Source organism: Streptomyces sp. NBC_00637 (assembly GCF_045161545.1).
Classification (GTDB): Bacteria; Actinomycetota; Actinomycetes; order Streptomycetales; family Streptomycetaceae; genus Streptomyces.
Genome location: NZ_CP109046.1, coordinates 2609400 through 2624038 on the forward strand (window position 1 = coordinate 2609400; position 14639 = coordinate 2624038).

Annotated in this window: 7 protein-coding genes; 5 read left to right on the plus strand and 2 right to left on the minus strand. The window is 71.5% G+C overall.

Features of this window, described 5'->3' with window-relative positions:
- Positions 1-26: 26 nt before the first annotated feature.
- On the minus strand, positions 27-2651 hold the full coding sequence (locus tag OG440_RS11055; RefSeq protein WP_406006673.1) for a glycosyltransferase family 1 protein: 2625 nt from the start codon (positions 2649-2651) through the stop codon (positions 27-29).
- A 278-nt stretch (positions 2652-2929) separates the two neighbouring features.
- Here OG440_RS11055 and OG440_RS11060 point away from each other — a divergent pair, with 278 nt between their 5' ends.
- The 5 genes from OG440_RS11060 to glgB all read left to right on the plus strand — a co-directional run bounded on the left by OG440_RS11060 (position 2930) and on the right by glgB (position 12263).
- Positions 2930-4141, plus strand: coding sequence for a S8 family peptidase (locus OG440_RS11060; protein ID WP_406006674.1), 1212 nt, complete (start codon positions 2930-2932; stop codon positions 4139-4141).
- Between the two features lie 193 nt (positions 4142-4334).
- The gene (locus OG440_RS11065; protein ID WP_406006675.1) at positions 4335-6500 is read left to right on the plus strand and encodes an alpha-1,4-glucan--maltose-1-phosphate maltosyltransferase; all 2166 of its coding nucleotides are present in this window, start codon (positions 4335-4337) and stop codon (positions 6498-6500) included.
- On the plus strand, positions 6497-8215 hold the full coding sequence (treS, locus tag OG440_RS11070) for a maltose alpha-D-glucosyltransferase (protein ID WP_406006676.1): 1719 nt from the start codon (positions 6497-6499) through the stop codon (positions 8213-8215). The genes OG440_RS11065 and treS overlap by 4 nt, the downstream gene beginning before the upstream one ends.
- Before the next feature lie 108 nt (positions 8216-8323).
- Positions 8324-9703, plus strand: a complete 1380-nt coding sequence (locus OG440_RS11075; protein WP_406006677.1) for a maltokinase N-terminal cap-like domain-containing protein — start codon at positions 8324-8326, stop codon at positions 9701-9703.
- A gap of 373 nt (positions 9704-10076) precedes the next feature.
- Positions 10077-12263 carry a 1,4-alpha-glucan branching enzyme gene (gene glgB / locus OG440_RS11080; RefSeq protein ID WP_406011314.1) on the plus strand — a complete coding sequence of 729 codons (2187 nt, stop codon included), beginning with the start codon at positions 10077-10079 and terminating at the stop codon, positions 12261-12263.
- Between the two features lie 139 nt (positions 12264-12402).
- On the opposite strand, the gene OG440_RS11085 is transcribed toward glgB, so the two are convergent.
- Complete coding sequence (locus OG440_RS11085; protein ID WP_406006678.1) at positions 12403-14637, minus strand: HelD family protein; 2235 nt, start codon at positions 14635-14637, stop codon at positions 12403-12405.
- Positions 14638-14639: the final 2 nt, after the last annotated feature.

The following is a 14639-nucleotide window of genomic DNA, read 5'->3' on the forward strand; positions in this document are numbered from 1 at the left end:
CGGCGGAGCGGCGGTCCGCCGCCCGGTCAGCGCAGCACGACCCCCGCTCCCTCCACCGCCTCCTCCGACGGCGTCTCCACCAACCCCAACTCCGTGCCGGAGGCGAGGAGTCGGTGGGCGGGGAGGATGCGGACCGTGTAGCCGTAGGGGCCGGTGCGGTCCAGGGACAGGGGGCCCTCGTAGAGCCAGCGGCCCTCGAGGTCGGGGCCGCCGGACGGTTTCAGCGGGACCGTCGCCGCGTCCGTGATGCGGTCCTCCTCGTCGACTCGACCCGAGACCGCCTGCACCTCGACGTCGTCGGGGGTGAGGTCGCCCAGGCCGACGCGGACCCGCAGCGCGAGGGTCGTACCGAGTTCGGCGGTGGTGGTGGCCACCGACGTCTCGACGTGGTCGACCTGCACCGCGTGCCAGGCGGCGCGCACCCGCTGTTTCCAGGCGGCGAGTTCGCGCGCGGTGTCGGGGCTCATCGTCCGGTGTGCGTGGGCGGCCGGTGTGTAGAGCCGTTCGACGTACTCGCGGACCATGCGTCCCGCCAACACCTTCGGGCCGAGCAGGGTGAGGGTCTGGCGGACCATCTCGATCCAGCGGTCGGGCAGGCCCGCCTGGCCGCGTTCGTAGAAGCGGGGGGTGATGCGCTGTTCGAGGAGGTCGTAGAGGGCCGCCGCCTCGATGTCGTCACGGTGGTCGGGGTCGGTGCCTGCGCCGTCGGCGGTGGGGATCGCCCAGCCGAAGTCGGGCTGGAACCACTCGTCCCACCAGCCGTCCAGGACGGAGAGGTTGAGGCAGCCGTTGAGCGCCGCCTTCATCCCGGACGTGCCGCAGGCTTCCAGGGGCCGCAGGGGGTTGTTGAGCCAGATGTCGCAGCCGGGGTACAGCTTCTGCGCCATCGCCATGCCGTAGTCGGGCAGGAAGACGACGCGGTGGCGGACCCGGGGGTCGTCGGTGAACCGGACCAGCTCCTGGACCAGTCGTTTGCCCCCGTCGTCCGCGGGGTGCGCCTTGCCCGCGACGACGATCTGGATCGGCCGCTCCGGGTGGAGCAGGAGGTCCATCAGGCGGTCGCGGTCCCTCAGCATCAGCGTCAGACGCTTGTAGGAGGGGACCCGCCGGGCGAAGCCGATGGTGAGGACGTCGGGGTCGAGGACGCCGTCGATCCAGCCCAACTCGGCTGTGCCGGCGCCTCGTTGACGCCAGGAGGCGCGCAGCCGCTCCCGCACCTCCACGACCAGTTGCTCGCGCAGCTCGCGGCGCAGCTCCCAGATGTCCTGGTCGGGGATGTCGGCGACGGCGTCCCAGCGGTCGGAGCCGCCGACGCTCAGGGCGTCCTCGGCGCGCCCGGAGCCGAACTGGCGGGCGCCGAGGCGCAGGACCTCCGGAGCGACCCAGGTCGGAGCGTGCACCCCGTTGGTGACGGAGGTGATCGGCACCTCCTCCGGGTCGAAGCCGGGCCACAGGCCGGAGAACATCTCCCTGCTCACCTGGCCGTGCAGCAGGGACACGCCGTTCGCGCGCTGGGCCAGCCGCAGGCCCATCACGGCCATGTTGAACAGGTTCGGCTCGCCGCCCGGGTAGGTCTCCATGCCAAGGCGCAGGATGCGGTCGACGTCCATGCGCGGGAGCTCGGCCTGGGGGCCGAAATGGCGGGCGACGAGTTCACGGTCGAAGCGGTCGATGCCGGCCGGGACGGGGGTGTGCGTGGTGAAGACCGTTCCGGCGCGGACGGCTTCGAGACCGGCGTCGAACTCCACCCCCTGGTCGCAGAGTTCGGCGATCCGTTCCAGGCCGAGGAAGCCCGCGTGGCCCTCGTTGGTGTGGAAGACCTCGGGCGGGGCGTGGCCGGTCAGCCGGCAGTACGTGCGTACCGCCCGGACACCTCCTATGCCCAGCAGCATCTCCTGGAGCAGCCGGTGCTCGCTGCCACCGCCGTAGAGCCGGTCGGTCACCCCGCGTTCGCCGAGGTCGTTCTCCTCGACGTCCGAGTCGAGCATGAGGAGCGGGACCCGGCCGACCTGGGCCAGCCAGACCCGGGCGTGCAGCTGTTTGCCTGCCGGGAGGGCGAGGGAGATCTGCGCGGGGGTGCCGTCGTCCTCCTTCAGGAGGGTGACCGGCAGCTCGTTGGGGTCGAGGACCGGATAGTGCTCCTGCTGCCAGCCGTCCCGGGAGAGCGACTGACGGAAGTAGCCGTGCCGGTAGAGCAACCCGACGCCGATCAGCGGGACGCCCAGGTCGCTGGCCGCCTTCAGATGGTCGCCGGCCAGGATGCCGAGACCACCGGAGTACTGGGGCAGCGCGGCGGTGACCCCGAACTCGGGTGAGAAGTAGGCGACGGCGGCGGGCAGCCCGGCGCTGCGGGGCTGCGCCTGGTACCAGCGGTCGCCGGTCACGTAGTCGTGCAGGTCGTCGGCGGCGGCACCGAGCCTGCGCAGGAAGCGTCGGTCGCCGGCGAGCTCGGTCAGGCGTGCCGGACGCACGCCGCCGAGGAGTCTCACCGGGTCGCCGTCCGAGACGGCCCAGCGCTCGGGGTCGACGGACTGGAAGAGGTCGCGGGTCTCGGCGTGCCAGGACCAGCGCAGGTTGCGGGCCAGATCGCTGAGTGGGAGGAGGGGTTCGGGGAGGAGGGGTCGGACGGTGAATCGACGGATCGCCTTCACATTCCACCTCGGCGTGCGTGAGGAAGAGACGCACGGCGGTGTGCGTCCACGTCGTCTACGAAGGTACCGGCGCCGACGCGGGCCTCGCTGAGGGCTGGCCGCCCGCGGACCCTCGCTTTTCGGCCCTACCCGCGACAACGGGCCGAAACCCGTTTCGCCCCGGTAGGCCACCTTGTGGCCTTTCGCCCCGCACGAGAGGCTGCCCAGTGGCGTACCCGGCGAAGTCGGGCAAGTCGGCGGAGCCGTCGTGCGCCGAGTCGAGGAGGGGAACTCGAACCATGGCACGGACGCGAGCACGGCGTCTGCGCCGGGCGGGGGGCCTGACCGCGGTCGTCACGACCGTGGTTCTTTCGGCCGTCACCCTGCCCGCGCACGCCGCACCGGAGGGGAAGATACTCGGCGCCGGTCTGCCCGGTTCCGTCGGCGGAAGCTATCTGGTGACGCTGACGGGGGACACCGACGCGTCGTCGAAGGCCGGGCGGAGCCTCGTCGGTTCGTACGGGGCGACCGTCAGCCGGACCTACGACACGGTCCTCAACGGGTTCGCCGTCGAGGCGGACGAGAGACAGGCACGGCGACTTTCGGCCGACCCTCGGGTGGCCTCGGTGGTCCAGGACACCCGGGTGACCCTGGATGCGGCCGGTGCCGACGGGAATCCGCCGTCGTGGGGGCTGGACCGTGTCGACCAGCCGGGCCGGCCGCTGGACAACAGCTACAACTGGCCGAAGTCGGCGGGCGCCGGGGTCACGGTGTACGTGATCGACACCGGCGTCCGGATCACGCACGCCGACTTCGGCGGCCGGGCGAGCTACGGCTGGGACTTCGTCGGAGGTGACCGCGTCGCCGCCGACGGCAACGGCCACGGCACGCATGTCGCCGGCATCGCGGCGGGCACACGGCTGGGTGTCGCCAAGAAGGCCAGGGTGGTCGCGGTACGGGTGCTCGACAACGCCGGTGCGGGCACCACCGCGCAGGCCATCGCGGGTATCGACTGGGTCACCCGGCACGCCCGCAAGCCTGCGGTGGCCAACCTCAGCCTGGGCGGCGGCTACAACGCGGCGCTGGACGCGGCCGTCCGCAACTCCATCCGGTCCGGGGTCACCTACACCGTCGCGGCGGGCAACGCGGGACAGCCGGCCGCCCTGCACTCCCCCGCCGACGTGCGGGAGGCGATCACGGTCGGCGCCATCGACCGGGGGGACGCCCGGGCGGGCTTCTCCAACTACGGTTCGGCCCTCGACCTGTTCGCGCCGGGAGTGTCGATCACCTCCGCCTCGTACACGAGCGACACCGGCCGGGTGGCCCACTCCGGCACGTCGATGGCGGCTCCGCACGCGGCGGGCGCGGCCGCGCTCCACCTCGCCGACCACCCGAAAGCCACCCCCGCCCAGGTCGCGCGGGCACTGGTCACGGGGGCGGTGAACGGCAGGGTTTCCGGCCGCGGGACCGGTTCGCCGAACAAGCTCCTCCAGGTCCCACCGTTCGCATGACGGGGCTCCGAGGCCGGCTCCGTTCCCCCTCGAACGGGGCCGGTCTTGTGCGTTGACATTGGCACGAGTAGTTAACAACGTGCCGGATTGCTCACCCGCATAGGGTGGAAGGCTCCCTCGGTACTCCCCCGCAGGACCCCCTCCCCACCACATCCATCCGCCTACCCCCCGTTTGATGCGGACAGGAGCGGTCATGCCAGCAAGGCACCACCCGTCATCACCCCCGACGCCTCGCACCAGGAACGACAAGAGCGGCAAGAGCACCGGCGGCGTCGAGAACGCCGAGCAGGACCCGTCGGTCCCGGTGCTCACGCCCGCACCCGGCCCACCGGCCCCGGAGCGATCCTCCTCGGGCGGCGAGGTCACCGCCGTCGGCCGCATACCCGTTCTCGACGTCCGCCCGTTCGTCCAGCGCGGTCGCAGGCCCGCCAAGGCGGTCACGGGTGAGACGTTCGAGGTCTCGGCGACCGTGTTCCGGGAGGGGCACGACGCCGTCGCCGCCAACGTCGTCCTGCGGGATCCGGACGGCAACCCGGGCCCCTGGACGCCGATGCGTGAACTCGCCCCGGGCACCGACCGGTGGGGCGCGGACGTCACGCCGGACGCGACAGGCCGCTGGACGTACACCGTGGAGGCCTGGAGCGACCCGGTCGCCACCTGGCGGCACCACGCCCGCATCAAGATCCCCGCGGGGATGGACACCGAGCTGGTCCTCGACGAGGGCGCACGTCTGTACGAACGGGCGGCTGCCGGAGTGCCGGAGGGACCCGACCGCACCGTGGTGCTGACGGCGGCCGAGGCGCTGCGCGACGAATCCCGCCCGGCGGTCTCCCGCCTCGCGGCGGCGCTGACGCCGCAGGTCGACGCCGTGCTCGGCCGCCATCCGCTGCGGGAGCTGGTCACCGCTTCCGAGCCGCTGCCGCTGCTGGTCGAGCGCGAACGCGCCCTGTACGGCGCCTGGTACGAGTTCTTCCCGCGTTCCGAGGGGACCGCCGAGCGCCCGCACGGCACGTTCCGTACCGCCGCGCGCCGGCTGCCCGCCATCGCCGCGATGGGCTTCGACGTCGTCTACCTCCCGCCGATCCACCCCATCGGCACCACCTTCCGCAAGGGCCGCAACAACACCCTCGACCCCGGCCCGGACGATGTCGGGGTGCCCTGGGCGATCGGCTCGCCGGAGGGCGGTCACGACGCCGTCCATCCGGACCTGGGGACCATCGAGGACTTCGCCTGGTTCGTGGAACGGGCGGGAGAACTGGGCCTGGAGATCGCGCTCGACTTCGCGCTCCAGTGCTCTCCCGACCACCCCTGGGTGCAGAAACACCCCGAGTGGTTCCACCACCGGCCCGACGGCACCATCGCGTACGCCGAGAACCCGCCGAAGAAGTACCAGGACATCTACCCGATCGCCTTCGACGCCGACCTGGACGGTCTGGTGGCCGAGTCCGTGCGGGTCCTGCGGCACTGGATGTCGTACGGGGTGCGGATCTTCCGGGTCGACAACCCGCACACCAAGCCGGTGGTGTTCTGGGAGCGGGTCATCGCGGAGATCAACCGCACCGACCCCGACGTGATCTTCCTCGCCGAGGCCTTCACCCGCCCCGCGATGATGCACACCCTCGGCCAGATCGGCTTCCAGCAGTCCTACACCTACTTCACCTGGCGCAACACCAAGCAGGAACTGACGGAGTACCTCACCGAACTGTCGGGGGACGCCGCCTCCTACATGCGGCCCAACTTCTTCGCCAACACCCCCGACATCCTGCACGCCTACCTCCAGCACGGCGGCCGCCCCGCGTTCGAGATCCGCGCCGTCCTCGCCGCCACCCTCTCGCCTACCTGGGGCGTCTACAGCGGCTACGAACTGTGCGAGGACACCCCCTTGCGCGAGGGCGCCGAGGAGTACCTCGACTCGGAGAAATACCAGCTCAAACCCCGTGACTGGGCGGCCGCCGAGAAAGCCGGCCGCAGCATCGCGCCGCTGCTCACCCGGCTCAACGAGATCCGGCGGGCGAACCCGGCCCTGCACCAGCTCCGGGATCTGCACTTCCATCCCACGGACAAGGAAGCGGTGATCGCCTACTCGAAGAGGAGCTCGGAGAAGAGCGGTTCGAACACGGTTCTGGTGGTCGTCAACCTCGACCCCCACCACACCCAGGAGGCGACGGTGTCGTTGGACATGCCGCAACTCGGCCTGGACTGGCACGAGTCGGTGCCGGTGCGCGACGAGCTCACCGGCGACACCTACCACTGGGGCAGGGCCAACTACGTGCGCCTCGAACCGGGCACCAGGCCCGCGCACGTACTCACCGTCCTGCGACCGTCCAACCCGCAGATCGGAGGGTCACCCACACCATGATCGTCAACGAGCCCGTTCCGGACACCTTCGAGGACACTCCCGCCAAGGACCGCGACCCCGAGTGGTTCAAACGCGCCGTGTTCTACGAGGTCCTCGTCCGCTCCTTCCAGGACAGCAACGGCGACGGCGTCGGCGACCTCAAAGGCATCACCGCCAAACTCGACTACCTGCAATGGCTGGGAGTCGACTGCCTCTGGCTGCCGCCGTTCTTCAAATCCCCGCTACGGGACGGCGGATACGACGTATCCGACTACACCGCCGTCCTCCCCGAATTCGGCGACCTCGCCGACTTCGTCGAATTCGTCGACGCCGCCCACCAACGCGGCATGCGCGTCATCATCGACTTCGTGATGAACCACACCAGCGACCAGCACCCGTGGTTCCAGGAATCGAGGAAAGACCCCGACGGACCCTACGGCGACTACTACATGTGGGCCGACGACGACAAACAGTACGGCGACGCCCGCATCATCTTCGTCGACACCGAAGTCTCCAACTGGACCTTCGACCCGGTCCGCAAGCAGTACTTCTTCCACCGGTTCTTCTCCCACCAGCCGGACCTCAACTACGAGAACCCGGCCGTCCAGGAGGAGATGATCTCCGCACTGCGGTTCTGGCTGGACCTGGGCATCGACGGCTTCCGCCTCGACGCCGTGCCCTACCTGTACGCCGAGGAGGGCACGAACTGCGAGAACCTCCCGGCCACCCACGAGTTCCTGAAGCGGGTCCGCAAGGAGATCGACGCCGCCTACCCGGACACGGTGATCCTGGCGGAGGCCAACCAGTGGCCGGAGGACGTCGTCGACTACTTCGGCGACTACGCCTCGGGCGGCGACGAATGCCACATGGCGTTCCACTTCCCCGTCATGCCCCGCATCTTCATGGCGGTCCGCCGGGAATCCCGCTACCCCGTCTCGGAGATCCTCGCCAAGACCCCCGCGATCCCCTCCCGCTGCCAGTGGGGAATCTTCCTGCGCAACCACGACGAGCTCACCCTCGAAATGGTCACCGACGAGGAACGCGACTACATGTACGCGGAATACGCGAAAGACCCGCGTATGCGCGCCAACATCGGCATCCGCCGCCGTCTCGCGCCTTTGCTGGAGAACGACCGCAACCAGATCGAGCTCTTCACCGCACTGCTGCTGTCCCTGCCCGGCTCGCCGATCCTGTACTACGGCGACGAGATCGGCATGGGCGACAACATCTGGCTCGGCGACCGCGACGCCGTCCGCACCCCCATGCAGTGGACACCGGACCGCAACGCGGGCTTCTCGTCCTGCGACCCCGGACGGCTCGTCCTGCCGACCATCATGGATCCCGTCTACGGGTACCAGGTCACCAACGTCGAGGCGTCGATGTCGTCGCCCTCCTCGCTGCTGCACTGGACCCGGCGCATGATCGAGATCCGCAAGCAGAACCCCGCCTTCGGCCTCGGCACCTACACCGAACTCCAGTCCTCCAATCCGGCCGTCCTGGCCTTCCTCCGCGAGGCGCCCCTGACCAAGGACGGGGAGGACGACCTGGTGTTGTGCGTGCACAACTTCTCCCGGTTCGCGCAGCCCACGGAACTGGACCTGAGCCGGTTCAAGGGGAGGTACCCGGTGGAGCTGTTCGGCGGGGTGCGTTTCCCGGCGGTCGGCGACCTGCCGTACCTGCTCACCATGGCGGGCCACGGCTTCTACTGGTTCCGGCTGCGCAGGGACGCGGCGTAGGCCGGTCCGGCCCTCGAACCCCGGGCGGGGCGGTTTCCCTCGCCCCGCCCGGGGCACGCATCAGTAACGCCCCGCCCCCGACCCCCCGGGGAAAGGAACGTGACACCTATGGCGGCGACTGTCACACTTTCCGGCCGGACCGACCCCGGCCTCCTCGCTTCGCTCGATCCCCTGCTGCGCGAATGGCTGCCCCGGCAGCGCTGGTTCGCCGGCAAGGGGCGTCCGGTCACCGGGTTCTCGCTGGTGGCGGCCACCGAGCTGCTGCCGGCCCACACCAGACTGGGGCTGTACCACCTGCTGGTGCGCGCCCATCAGCCGGCGACGCCCGGCGACTGCTACCAGCTCCTGATCGGCACCCGCGAGGCGCTGCCGCCCCGGCTGGCGCCCGCGCTCATCGGCCATGTGACCCAGGGCCCGCTGGCCGGGCGGACCGTGTTCGACGCCCTGTACGACACCCGGCCCGCCGAGGTGCTCCTGGAGGCCCTGCGCACCGGGGCCCGGATCGGCGGGCTGCGCTGCGAGCGGGATCCCGGTCAGGAGATCCGGTCGGGTCTGGTCCCGCGCCGGCTGACGGGCGAACAGTCGAACTCGTCCGTCATCTATGGAGATACGTTCATTCTGAAGCTGTTGCGCCGGGTCGTACCGGGCGTCAACCCCGACCTGGAGCTGCCGTTGGCGCTGGCCCGCGAGGGCTGCCCCCGGGTGCCCGCGCCGACCGCGTGGATGTACGGGGACCCGGGTGAGGGCGAGGGCGAGTCGTACGTCCTGGCCGTGCTCCAGCCGTTTGTGCAGGGCGCGGCGGACGGCTGGGAGCTGGCGCTGCGGGAACTGGCCAAGGGCGAGGACTTCGCCGCCGAGGCGCGGGCGCTGGGGCGGGCCACCGCCGAGGTGCACGGCGCGCTGGCCCGGGCGCTGCCCACGGCGACGCTGGGGCCGGCCCAGATACGGCCGATGGTGGACGGCATGACCGAGCGGCTGGACGCCGCCGCTCAGGCGGTGCCCGCGCTGCGCCCGTACGCGCCGGCGCTGCGCACCGCGTTCACCGCGCTGGCCGACCTCGCGGCCGAGGGCCACACCTGGACCGCCCAGCGCGTCCACGGCGATCTGCACCTCGGGCAGTGTCTGCGCTCGGCATCCGGCGAGTGGGCGCTGATCGACTTCGAGGGGGAGCCCGCCAGGCCGCTGGCGGAGCGGCGGATGCCCCAGCCGACCGTGCGGGACGTGGCGGGCATGCTGCGTTCCTTCGACTACGCCGCCCACTCGGCCGATCCGCCCGCACCGGCCTGGGCACACGCCTGCCGGGCGGCCTACTGTTCCGGGTACGCCGAGGTGGCGGGCGTCGACCCGCGCACCGACCCCGTGCTGCTGCGGGCCCACGAGACGGACAAGGCGGTCTACGAGGTGGTCTACGAGGCCCGGCACCGTCCCGACTGGCTCCCCGTGCCCCTTTCCGCGATACACCGCCTCGCCGCACCCGATCTGCCTTGAGGAGGCTCCGTACGTGACTCCCCCGAAGAAGAAGGCCACCGCGAAGAAAGCAGTGACCAAGAAGGCGGCGGCCGAGAAGTCGGCGAACAGGAAGACGACGGGCAAGAAGCCGGCGGGCGGGAAGAAGACGGCCGGCGGGGCGGCGGACGCGACGACGCCCACGGAGCAGGTGACCGCCGAGGCGGCGGCGGTCGAGGACGCGGTCCCGGAGACGTCGGCGGCGCCGGCGGCCGAACCGGGGCGGATACCCCCGGCGGCGGCCGAGGACATCGTCGCGAAGGAGCCGGCGAAGCCGGGACAGCTCCCCGTGGACGTCGGCCCCGACTCCGGTTCCGGCCGCGGCCCCGGCACCGGCCCCGGTCCCGATGCCGTCATCGACCCCGCGCTCGGCCCCGCCGACCGTGAACGGCTGTTGCACGGCACCCATCACGACCCGCACTCCGTGCTCGGCGCGCATCCGGTGTCCGGCGGGGTCGTCTTCCGGGCGCTGCGCCCGTACGCGCGGTCCGTCACCGTGCTGGCGGGCGATGTGCGCGCCGAACTCCACGACGACGGCGACGGTTTCTTCTCCGGCCTGCTGCCCCTGACGGAGACCCCGGTCCACCGGCTCCTGGTGACCTACGAGAGCACCACCGTGGAGACCGAGGACGCCTACCGCTTCCTGCCGACCCTGGGCGACCTGGACCTGCACCTGATCGGAGAGGGCCGGCACGAGCAGCTGTGGACGGTGCTCGGCGCGCGCCCGACGACCCACCAGGGCGTGGGCGGCACCGCCTTCTCCGTGTGGGCGCCGAACGCGCGCGGGGTGCGGCTGGTCGGCACCTTCAACTTCTGGGACGGCACGGGGTATCCGATGCGGTCGCTGGGCTCGTCCGGGATCTGGGAGCTGTTCGTGCCCGGGATCGGCGAGGGCGAGCTGTACAAGTTCGACATCACCCGCCCCGACGGCTCGCACACCCTGCGGGCCGACCCCATGGCCAGGCGCACCGAGGTGCCGCCGGCGACCTCGTCGATCGTGCACGCCTCGCACTACGAGTGGGGCGACGAGGAGTGGCTGGCGCGGCGGGCCGGGACGCCCGTGCACGAGGCGCCGTTCTCCGTCTACGAGATCCATCTGGCCTCCTGGCGGCCCGGGCTGACGTACCGGCAACTGGCCGATCAACTGCCCGCGTACGTCCGGGACCTCGGCTTCACCCATGTCGAGCTGATGCCGGTCGCCGAGCATCCCTTCGGCGGCTCCTGGGGCTACCAGGTCACCGGTTTCTACGCGCCCACCGCCCGGCTCGGCGGCCCCGACGACTTCAAGTACCTGGTGGACGCGCTGCACCGGGCCGGCATCGGCGTCCTGATGGACTGGGTGCCGGCGCATTTCCCGCGCGACGAGTGGGCCCTCGCGGAGTTCGACGGACGTCCGCTGTACGAGCACGAGGACCCGCTGCGCGCGGCGCATCCCGACTGGGGGACGCTGGAGTTCGACTTCGGACGGCGCGAGGTGCGCAACTTCCTGGTGGCGAACGCCACGTACTGGTGCGAGGAGTTCCACATCGACGGGCTGCGCGTGGACGCCGTCGCCTCGATGCTGTACCTCGACTACTCGCGCGAGCCGGACCAGTGGACCCCGAACGAGCACGGCGGCCGGGAGAACCTGGACGCGGTGGCGTTCCTCCAGGAGATGAACGCGACGGTGTACCGCCGCAGCCCCGGGGTGGTCACGATCGCGGAGGAGTCCACGGCCTGGGACGGCGTCACGCGGGCCACGCACCACTCGGGCCCGAGCGGATTCGGCGGGCTCGGGTTCGGGCTGAAGTGGAACATGGGCTGGATGCACGACTCGCTGGCGTACATGAGCCACGAGCCGGTGCACCGCAGGTATCACCACCACGAGATGACCTTCTCCATGGTGTACGCCTACAGCGAGAACTACGTGCTGCCCATCTCCCACGACGAGGTGGTCCACGGCAAGCGTTCGCTGGTGTCGAAGATGCCCGGCGACTGGTGGCAGCAGCGCGCCGCCCTGCGGGCGTACCTGGCGTTCATGTGGGCCCACCCGGGCAAGCAACTCCTCTTCATGGGGCAGGAGTTCGCCCAGGGCGCGGAGTGGTCCGAGGCCCACGGCCCCGACTGGTGGCTGCTGGATCCGGCGTACGGCGCCGAGGCCGACCACCGCGGTGTCCGGGATCTGGTCCGCGACCTGAACACCGTGTACCGGGCGGCGCCGGCCCTCTGGCAGCGGGACACCGATCCCGCCGGTTTCCAGTGGGTGGTCGGGGACGCGGCCGAGGAGAACGTCTTCGGCTTCCTGCGGTACGACGCCGAGGGCTCCCCGCTGCTGTCCGTCTCCAACTTCTCGCCGGTCGTCCGCCACGACTACCGACTCGGCGTGCCCGACGACGTCCCGGCCTGGCACGAGGTCCTCAACACCGACGCGGCCGGGTACGGCGGCAGCGGGGTCGCCCATTCCGACCCGGTCAAGCCGGAGCCGCAGGGCCATCACGGCCGGCCGGCGAGCGTCCGGCTGACGCTGCCGCCGCTGGCGACGGTGTGGCTGCGGCCCGCCTGAACCCGGGCCGGCCGGCGGCCGGTACGAAGGTGTGCGGTGGGGTCCTGCCCCACCGCACACCGCACACCCCCGCACATCGCACCGGCGGCCACCTCGCGGTGATCACGGCCCCCGCCCGATACCGCCCCGGCGTCCCGCGTTACGCCGGGTGTCCCCCGAGGACCGCCGCCAGCGCCTTCGGCAGCGGCCTGGCGTGCAGCACCCCGAGCCGCTGCGTCGCCCGGGTCAGCGCCACGTACAGGTCACTGGTGCCGTACCGCGAGGGCTCCACCACCAGCACGGAGTCGAACTCCAGGCCCTTGGACTGGCGCGGGTCGAGCAGCACGACGTTCCGGGTGAGGTCCGGCTCGGCGCCCGCCGTCACCCCGTCCAGCCGCGCCGCCAGTTTCCGGTGCAGGTCGCGCGGGGCGATGACGGCGAGCCGGCCCTCGGCCGGGGTCATCTCGCCGACCGCGTCGGCGACGGCGCCGGGGAGATCGTCGGTGGCGCGCGCCCATGGACGTACACCGGTCGACCGCACCGAACTCGGCGGCTCGAAGCCGGGGTGCTCCGCGCGGACCACCGCGGCGGCGACGTCCATGATCTCGGCCGGGGTGCGGTAGTTGACGCCGAGCCGGGTGTGCGCCCAACGGTCCTCCACGTACGGCTGGAGGATGCCGGCCCAGGAGCCGACGCCGGCCGCCTCGGCGGTCTGCGCCGGGTCGCCGACCAGGGTCATCGAGCGGGTCGGGCTGCGCCGCATCAGCAGCCGCCAGGCCATCGGCGACAGTTCCTGCGCCTCGTCGACGATGATGTGCCCGAACGCCCAGGTGCGGTCGGCGGCCGCGCGTTCGGCGGCGCTGCGGTGGTCGTCCTCCACATGGCGTTCGGCGAAGCGTTCGGCGTCGATGATGTCGTGCGCGGACAGGACCTCGGAGTCCTCCTCGTGCTTGTCCTCGAACTCGTAGGTGCGCGAGGCGTACGAGACGTCCAGGACGCCCTGCGCGTAGGCGACCTGGGTCTCCCGCTCGCGGTCCGCGCGGGCCCGTGCCACCCGGTCGTCCTCACCGAGCAGTTCGGCCGCCTCGTCGAGCAGCGGTACGTCCGCCACGGTCCAGGCCCGTGTCACCGGGCGGCGGATGGCGGCCGCGTCGTCGTCGGAGACGTACCCCACGGGGTCGGCGAGGAAGTCGGCCAGCAGGCGCTGCGGGGTCAGGCGCGGCCACAACTGGTCGATGGCGGCCCAGACCTCGGGGTTCTCGGCCAGTTCGTCGCGGATCTGGGTGACGTCGCTCGGGTCGAGGAGGTTCGTTCCGTCGTAGGGATCGGTGCCGATGCGTTCGGCGAGCATGTCGGTGAGCGCGTTGAGGATGTGGCCCTCGAAGATCTCGCGGGCCGCGTTGTGCGGCAGCCGGGCGGCCCGGGTGCGCTCACGGGCCACGTTGACCAGGCCGTCGTCCAGCATCAGGATCTCGCGGTCGTGGCCGATCGCGATCACGGGATCGGGCAGCGCCTGCCAGTCGCGTACGACGTCGGCGAGGACGTCGGCCATGTCGGCGCGGCCCTTCACGGCCGCCGCCGCGCGGGTGTCGGTCGCCGTCGCCCGCACGCCCGGGAAGAGTTCGCCGACCGTCGCCAGCAGCACACCGGTCTCGCCCAGCGAGGGCAGCACCTCACCGATGTAGCCGAGGAAGGCGGGGTTGGGGCCGACGATCAGGACGGCCCGCTTGGCGAGCAGTTCCCGGTGTTCGTAGAGGAGGTAGGCGGCGCGGTGCAGGGCGACGGCCGTCTTGCCGGTGCCGGGGCCGCCCTCGACCACCAGCACCCCTCGGTGGGGCGCCCGGATGATCTCGTCCTGTTCGGCCTGGATGGTCTGCACGATGTCGCTCATCCGGCCGGTGCGCGCGGAGTTGATCGCGGCGAGCAGGACGGCGTCGCCGGTCGGGTCCTCGTGGCCGGTGCGGGTGACGTCGCCGATGTCGAGGATCTCGTCGTGCAGGGCGGTGACCCGGCGGCCCTCGGTGGTGAGGTGTCGGCGCCTGCGCAGTCCCATCGGGGTGTGGCCGGTGGCGAGGTAGAAGGGGCGGGCGACGTCGGCGCGCCAGTCGATGAGGACCGGGGTGCGCTCGGCGTCCTCGGCGCGCAGGCCGATGCGTCCGATGTGGTGGTCGGTGCCGGAGGTGAGGTCGATGCGGCCGAAGCAGAGGGAGCCGTCCACCGCGTTCAGCGCGGCGAGCAGCCCGGAGCGCTCGGCGACCAGGATGTCCCGCTCGAGCCGGGCCTGCATGGGCGTGTTGCCCTGGGCCAGCGCGTCGGTGACGGCGCCCTCGGTGTGACCGCGCAGGGCGTCCACTCTCGCGTACAGGTCGTCGATGAATTCCTGCTCGCAGCGCAATT